Here is a 7,377-nt window from a genome sequence, read left to right as displayed (position 1 = left end):
TACCCCAACAAAACAAGGTGGCTTAACTAGAGCGGAATATCACTTATAAATACGCTTTTAGTTGTTCAAACAAGTGGGACCACCTCTATATCTCGATAGGTATAGTAGAGTGATATCTCGATAGGTATAGTGTTTTGCAGTTTAGAGGAGATATCGCGATGCATACGCGGAAGGCAATAACGGAGGCGCTTCAAAAACTCGGAGTCCAAACCGGTGACCTCTTGATGGTGCATGCCTCACTTAAAGCGATTGGTCCGGTCGAAGGAGGAGCGGAGACGGTCGTTGCCGCGTTACGCTCCGCGGTTGGGCCGACTGGCACTGTGATGGGATACGCGTCGTGGGACCGATCACCCTACGAGGAGACTCTGAATGGCGCTCGGCTGGATGACGAAGCCCGCCGTACCTGGCTGCCGTTCGATCCCGCAACAGCCGGGACTTACCGTGGGTTCGGCCTGCTGAATCAATTTCTGGTTCAAGCCCCCGGCGCGCGGCGCAGCGCGCACCCCGATGCATCGATGGTCGCGGTTGGTCCGCTGGCTGAAACGCTGACGGAGCCTCACGAACTCGGTCACGCCTTGGGGGAAGGATCGCCCGTCGAGCGGTTCGTTCGCCTTGGCGGGAAGGCCCTGCTGTTGGGTGCGCCGCTAAACTCCGTTACCGCATTGCACTACGCCGAGGCGGTTGCCGATATCCCCAACAAACGGTGGGTGACGTATGAGATGCCGATGCTTGGAAGAGACGGTGAAGTCGCCTGGAAAACGGCATCGGATTACGATTCAAACGGCATTCTCGATTGCTTTGCTATCGAAGGAAAGCCGGATGCGGTTGAAACTATAGCAAATGCTTACGTGAAGCTCGGTCGCCATCGAGAAGGTGTCGTGGGCTTTGCTCAGTGCTACCTGTTCGACGCGCAGGACATCGTGACGTTCGGCGTCACCTATCTTGAGAAGAATTTCGGAACCACTCCGATCGTGCCTCCGCACGAGGCCGTCGAGCGCTCTTGCGAGCCTTCAGGTTAGAGGCCGTCGACAATGATAATCTGGATCAACGGACCTTTCGGCGCCGGAAAGACGACGCTCGCTAAGCGGCTGCGCGATCGGCGTTCCAAATCGCTGATCTTTGACCCCGAGGAAATCGGGTTCGTGGTGAAAGAAACGGTCCCCATGCCAGCGAGCGGAGACTATCAGGATCTCCCCTTGTGGAGGGGACTTACGATCGCGGCGGTCAGGGAGATTCGAAGGAATTACTCGCAGGACATCATCATCCCAATGACGCTCGTGCACCCGGACTATCTGACTGAGATACTCGACGGGGTAAGGCGGATCGACGATCAGCTGCTGCACATCTTTCTGACGCTCAACGAGGACCTATTGCGTCACCGGATCGCGAACCAGACCATGCATCCTGACCCGAATCGAAATGCGGAGATTCGAGAGTGGCGATTAGCGAATGTCGCCCGATGCTTGGCCGCAAGGGAACGGCTTCCATGCACAACCCGTGTTCTCGATAGTGGTGCACACACCAGCGATGAACTCGCAGCGATGGTGCTCGACGGAATCGATGGGCGCACCTGATCGCCTTCGACGCCTGCGCAAAGCGTAGCGCGAGGGTGGCGGGCTCACGACCAAACGCCCAGAGGTCGATCATCGCAGGGATGTTTGGCTTTGTGGTGCGGACGACGGGACTCGAACCCGTACTCTCACAGAGAAGCAGATTTTCGTACCACCTCGACTTTCGCCGCCGTCTGATGACGTTCGTGGTCTGGACTGTCCCTTCGCCATTGCCCGAAGGCTTTAGGCGCCGCCCGTCCAGTCTCTACACCTTCCCCCGAAGGGGCTTGGCTCGGGATTGGCTTAGGGTATTGCCCGTTAGCGTTCCCCGACTTTGAGCGGTTCTACTCCGCGGATTTCCCCGCGGGCACTCCAATTTTAAAGTCTGCTGCGTCTACCGATTTCGCCACGTCCGCCTTTTTTCGCCGTTCCTAGCGCTCGTGCGATGCACCTATGTTGCACCTAGCGCCGAATCGTTCTTCGTCATCCTGAAAAACCACGTCTCCTAAAGCCTTGCATAGCTTATCTTTTCTCCACCACGAACTTTTTTGTGGGATGGTAGAAAAAAAGACTTTTTAAGTCCGCTGGCTTGCCAGGCCTTGTTAGCTTGTACGGTCATGGTTATCGGGTAAAGAATATTGACGGCATCGCTGGTGTCGGTGGCTGAAAAGCCGGCTCCCATCAGGGCAATAGCCATTTCAGATGCAGGCGTACAGGGCAATGGTCAACAGCTACAGCCTGTCTGACGATTCCGGCGTCATGGCTGCGGCGGCTATCACGCATTTTTTGTTCGGTCAGGCGGTGTTTTCGTACCTCAATGGTTGGAGCGTGTTGATCGGACCTGGTACAGGTTTGGACAGCACGGGCTGCAAATACGCAAGGGATTTAATGGGCCTGGTGGCGTTCACGGCTTTTATCGTGACGTTTCTGTTCAGGGGCTACTCATAATCTCGTGGCTCGGCGGTTCCCGGCACACCATGACAGTAAGGAAGGACCCTGTGTCTCAACTCTCCCAGCTTCGAAGCCCCGCCGCCGTGCAGGCTGCCATCGATGAGTTCGTGCAACTGGGCCGCACGAAATTCCTGGCGCGCCACGGCTACGGCAAGTCCCGCGACTTCCTGGTACGTGATCCGAAGACCGGCACCGATTGCGATTCCAAGGCCATCGCCGGTGTGGCCTTCGGCAAGCAATTTCCCGAGCAGGGCCCGCTCACTGCTGACAGCTTCTCCGGTGGCGAGGCGACCGTCGTTCCGGCGCTGACGCGGCTCGGGTTTCGCATCATTCGCATCGGCGAAGACTGGTCCGAAGAAGAGGTCCTGGCCACGGTCGAAGACTATTTCGACATGCTGCGTGCCGAGGCGGCTGGGGAGCCGTACAACAAGTCCGAGCACAACCAGGCACTGCGCCAACTGCTGAACGGTCGCAGCAAGTCTTCAGTCGAGCTCAAGCACCAGAACATTAGCGCCGTACTCGATGCCCTGGGCCTGCCCTATATCAACGGCTACAAGCCACGCGGCAACAGCCAACTGCTGCTGCGTAAATCCGTACACGCCTACGTTCTGGAACATCAGCAGACGGTCGGCGCTCTTGTCGATGCCCTGGAGGAGGTAAAACTTCCGGGTGACAAAACCTACCGAGCGGCTTTGGTAGAACCACCCGCCCGTGAAGTGCTTGTGCGTACCCCGGCATCTCTACGGCAACGCCTACCGCGAAAGTTCGATTATGCCGCTCGCGATGAAGCCAACCGCAAGCTGGGCCGGGCAGGGGAGCAGTGGGTGATTGGCTACGAACAGCAACGCCTGACCGAGCTCGGCCACCCAGAGCTTTTTCAGCGGCTGGATTGGGTGTCCGACACCCAGGGAGACGGTGCGGGGTTCGACATCCTGTCGTTCGAAGAGGACGCCCATGAGCGCTTCATCGAGGTGAAAACCACCAATGGCGGGGTAGGCTCGTCTTTCTTGGTCAGCCACAACGAACTCGAATTCTCCAAGGAGGCGGGCGATCAATTCCATCTGTATCGCGTGTTCCAGTTTCGGGACGGTCCGCGCCTGTTCACGCTACCCGGCGACCTCAGCCAACATGTGCATCTCAAGCCGACGGACTACCGGGCGAGTTTCCGGAGTTTGGTGGGGTAAAGGCAGGGTTCTGTTGAGCCGAATGGCTGTGTGCGGCCGATTCTGTTGAAAAAGTAGCGGCCTCCCCATGCCGTTGGCAAAATTGCTTTGTCAGCGAGCGTGGGGGCGAACAGCATGATGGGACAGTTACCGGGAGGACAGCAGCGCCTGTTCTACTCGTTCAATCTGGAAGATCACGTCCCGGCCCAACATCTCCTGCGCAGCATCGACCAGTGCTTGGATCTCAGTGATCTACGTGCCTACCTGGCAGATTTCTATAGCCCCATCGGGCGTCCCTCGATTGACCCGGAGTTGATGGTGCGCATGCTGGTCGTCGGCTACTTGCTATGGCATTCGTTCCGAGCGGCGATTGTGCGAAGAGGTGCACCTGAACCTGGCCTATCGCTGGTTCTGCCGGTTGGGTCTGGAAGACGAAGTCCCCAATCACTCGACCTTCTCGAAGAATCGCCATGGGCGTTTTCGTGACAGCGATCTATTCCGCTGGTTATTCAATGAGGTGCTGCGGCGCTGCATGGCAGCCGGCCTAGTCAAGGGTGAAGGTTTCGCCGTCGACGCCAGCATCATTAAGGCGGATGCCAGCCGGCAACGTGGGGTGGCGGGAGATGAGGTCGATTGGAACGATCCAAAGCTCAGCAGCCGCGCAGTGCGCGAGTACCTCGAAGCCCTTGATGAAGAGGCGCTGGCTGAGGCTCTTCCCAAGAAAATTTCGCTCACTGATCCTCAGTCCCGTTGGACAGCAGCGCCAGGTGGCCCGGCCTTTTTTGCCTACTCCACGAATTACCTGATCGACACTGAGCACGGTGTGATCATGGACGTGGAAGCTACCCCGGCGCACCGTACCGCCGAAGTCGATTCGACTAGGACGATGGTCGAGCGTGTCGAGGCGCAGTTCGATCTCACACCGGAACGCCTTATCGGCGATACCGCTTATGGCACCGCCCCGATGCTGGCCTGGATGGTCGAAGAAAAGGACATCGAACCGCATGTGCCGGTGTGGGACAAGACCGAGCGCAAGGACGACAGCCTCTCCAGTAACGACTTTCACTGGAGTCAGGACGCCAATGAATATCGCTGCCCAGCCGGCAAACCGCTACGCAGTGAATGGCGCGCCTTCACCCAGCAAAGGTCGCGGGTAACTAAGGCCAAAACCGTCATTTACCGCTCCAGCCAAACCGACTGCGCCACCTGCCCGTTGAAAGCGAAATGCTGCCCCAACACGCCGAATCGGAAGATCGTCCGCAGCATCCATGAGGCTGCCCGCGACGTGGCTCGACGCATCGCCAAGACACCGGAGTACCTCGTCTCTCGCTGCGAACGAAAGAAGGTGGAGATGCTTTTCGCCCACCTCAAACGGATCATGAAACTCGACCGTTTACGACTGCGTGGCCTAACGGGTGCCACTGACGAATTCACCTTGGCTGCGATGGTGCAGAACCTGCGCCGCATGGCCAAGCTTTTGCCTCAAGGGCCACCGCTGACGGGATAGGTATGCCTGCTACGAGCAGAAACCCTCAAATTAACCCTTAAACCTGAGCAAGGACGCTCAGTGAAACGCCGGAAGGCAACTTGAAGTGGCTTGCAGCCACTTCGACAGCAGGCACACCTGATCGGCAGGCTGCCGCTAAAGCTACTTTTTCAACAGAATCGGCCGATTTGTGCCGGTCGTCAAGGACCGCTTCGGATCACTCTCAACCGGATCGCGGGCCAGCTGATTTGCTAAAACCCGCGCCAAACTCAACGAAGGATTTCGCATGATCCGTTTTTTTTGGCGATCACGCTCGGCCTGATGGTTGGCTGCTCGTCGAGTTCAAGTTCGATCTGATCAGTGAGCGGTAGCGCAAGTGGATCGCCTCAGCCAAGCAGCGTTGTTGCCGGCGGCCGGAAGAAAGCCTTGAACTAGTAGCGGAAAGGATGAAACTTTATTTTTACGATTCTCAGCATTTTCCAAGGTTGAGCGAAAATTAGGATGATACTTTAATGATTCCGGCCTCCATCCCCACAAAACGCTTGCAGATGGCAGAATTGAAATAAGTCATTGTTTTAAATGGATTTTTGCAGGAATTGCTACGTTGCAGGGTCCTGTAGTTAGGATGACACTTTATTTTCCTCCCACAATCAAAGCATCCATCCATGCATTTGTGAAATCAGAACCCATTGAACGCATTGAGTTTGAAAAAAACTTGCTGAACTTAGGTATCGTGAACAATTATGAAAAATATATAGACTACAATAATTTGCTGTTTCACGTTTTGTTTAGCAAATGGATTAACAGTCCAGTTGACTTTGGATATTTTGTCGATCAAAACTTTTACGGTGCCAGCTAAGCTCACTCAAAACATCTACGGTGTAATACACCGTAAAAAGAATTGCACCTGGTACTTGCCACTAAAAAATGACAGTGAATGACATTTTGAGAGAAAAAAATTGTGGGGTAGTGCCTTTTCTACTCCTTTGAGAATTTTAATTATGACAATTCCGATACACCTAACAATAACTTCATATTTTTCTTTCTTGAACTAAGATTCAATAACTTAACTAATTTCTATTTCAATCATAAAATATGATATGTTGACCTTAAGAATAATTCATAAACTTTACTATGTTTGCTTTAAAAACAATTCATTTAGAAAAGAAAGTCTCAAACGAAAATCAAATTATTCTTTTATTTGATTTAGATTCATTCTGTCCATGTATGTACCCTATGCTGTACACCATGAAATTTCTTAGATTTCAAAGTATCTCTACGCAGCATGCAGATTTAATCGCAATAAAATTTTGGTATGAATTTTGGTTTGAAAAGTTTGCCACGTCCTTTTGTGAGTCGTTCTATTCGACATCCTATAATTTTGAGATCATTCAATGTGAAATTGATAATTTCATTGTTTACTTAGAAAATAATAAAAAACTTGAAAGTAATCTTATACGGCTAAGCAATTCAGAACATATTAATTACACAACAATTGGTCATAGAGTTAGATCCTTCTTAAAGTTTTACAACTTCTTGATTAATGAATACTTAAGCATGCAATCACAGCCACAACTTACGTTGAAGGAAATTCAAAAAATTAAAGAAAACTTGAATAAATATATGACAATAAAGAAAAAAATTATAAATAATTTTTCAAAAGCCAATAAGACAATTAAAAGTGAGATAAATCATAATTTTAAGAGCATGAATCAGGAAATGATTAAAGGATTGTATTCAGTCATTTCACCAAGTAACTCTAATAAATACAATGAATTAAATCCTTTTAGATCTAAAAATGTACAACTCAGAAACTTTCTGATCATACATCTCATGCTCAACTATGGTCTTAGAATTGGTGAGCTTATGCTACTAACAACCAACTCTATTAAAAAATCAATTCAGAATCATAGTTTTAGTTTAATTATTACAAATACAGATGATGAGTTCGATGATCGATCAAAAAAGCCAAAAATCAAAAATGAATATTCGTACCGAGTAATTAAACTGCAGGAACGAGACTACAGAATTCTTCAAATCTATATAAATGAAATCCGAAAAGAAATTCCTTCACATATCTTATTTACATCCTTAAAGCCTCCCTATTCAGAGATGGATCCGTAAATTTGAACAACTCCTATAAGTGATATTCTGCTCCTCAAATGATGTTATAAACATCAATATATGGAGTATTTTATGGCACGTAGACCAAGAAGAAATCATTCAA

The 7,377-nt window shown here is 51.2% G+C and carries 5 protein-coding genes and 2 pseudogenes; 6 read left to right on the top strand and 1 reads right to left on the bottom strand.

Annotation, left to right across the window (positions count from 1 at the left end; translation table 11 throughout):
• Positions 1 to 158 precede the first annotated feature (158 nt).
• Together aac(3)-IId and CDG56_RS16205 are read left to right on the top strand one after the other, a co-directional pair.
• Positions 159 to 1,019 carry an aminoglycoside N-acetyltransferase AAC(3)-IId gene (gene aac(3)-IId / locus CDG56_RS16210; RefSeq protein ID WP_087548420.1) on the top strand — a complete coding sequence of 287 codons (861 nt, stop codon included), beginning with the start codon at positions 159 to 161 and terminating at the stop codon, positions 1,017 to 1,019.
• 12 nt (positions 1,020 to 1,031) lie between these two features.
• A complete protein-coding gene (locus CDG56_RS16205) occupies positions 1,032 to 1,574 on the top strand; it encodes an AAA family ATPase (RefSeq protein WP_000587837.1) in 543 nt (180 codons plus the stop codon).
• Between the two features lie 481 nt (positions 1,575 to 2,055).
• On the opposite strand, the gene CDG56_RS16200 is transcribed toward CDG56_RS16205, so the two are convergent.
• Positions 2,056 to 2,247, bottom strand: a complete 192-nt coding sequence (locus CDG56_RS16200; RefSeq protein WP_000951934.1) for a hypothetical protein — start codon at positions 2,245 to 2,247, stop codon at positions 2,056 to 2,058.
• A gap of 23 nt (positions 2,248 to 2,270) precedes the next feature.
• Between CDG56_RS16200 and CDG56_RS16195 the strand changes: the two genes are divergently transcribed.
• The 4 genes and pseudogenes from CDG56_RS16195 to CDG56_RS17545 all read left to right on the top strand — a co-directional run.
• Positions 2,271 to 2,498, top strand: a complete 228-nt coding sequence (locus CDG56_RS16195) for a hypothetical protein (protein ID WP_000248278.1) — start codon at positions 2,271 to 2,273, stop codon at positions 2,496 to 2,498.
• A gap of 50 nt (positions 2,499 to 2,548) precedes the next feature.
• Positions 2,549 to 3,685, top strand: a complete 1,137-nt coding sequence (locus CDG56_RS16190) for a DUF3883 domain-containing protein (RefSeq protein ID WP_000080860.1) — start codon at positions 2,549 to 2,551, stop codon at positions 3,683 to 3,685.
• Between the two features lie 114 nt (positions 3,686 to 3,799).
• A pseudogene (locus CDG56_RS16185) lies at positions 3,800 to 5,171 on the top strand (IS1182-like element ISCfr1 family transposase).
• A 1,113-nt stretch (positions 5,172 to 6,284) separates the two neighbouring features.
• Positions 6,285 to 7,265: pseudogene (locus CDG56_RS17545) on the top strand (site-specific integrase); the annotation flags it as partial.
• Positions 7,266 to 7,377 lie beyond the last annotated feature (112 nt).

The sequence above is a fragment of the Acinetobacter sp. WCHA39 genome, assembly GCF_002165385.1.
Lineage (GTDB): Bacteria > Pseudomonadota > Gammaproteobacteria > Pseudomonadales > Moraxellaceae > Acinetobacter.
Note: the sequence above shows the minus strand (reverse complement) of the source record. Positions and strands in the feature narration are given on the sequence as shown.

Coding starts and splice junctions, on each gene's coding strand:
- CDG56_RS16205 (WP_000587837.1), top strand. CDS start 1,032: ATGATAATCTGGATCAACGGACCTTTCGGCGCCGGAAAGACGACGCTC.
- CDG56_RS16200 (WP_000951934.1), bottom strand. CDS start 2,247: ATGGCTATTGCCCTGATGGGAGCCGGCTTTTCAGCCACCGACACCAGC.
- CDG56_RS16195 (WP_000248278.1), top strand. CDS start 2,271: ATGGTCAACAGCTACAGCCTGTCTGACGATTCCGGCGTCATGGCTGCG.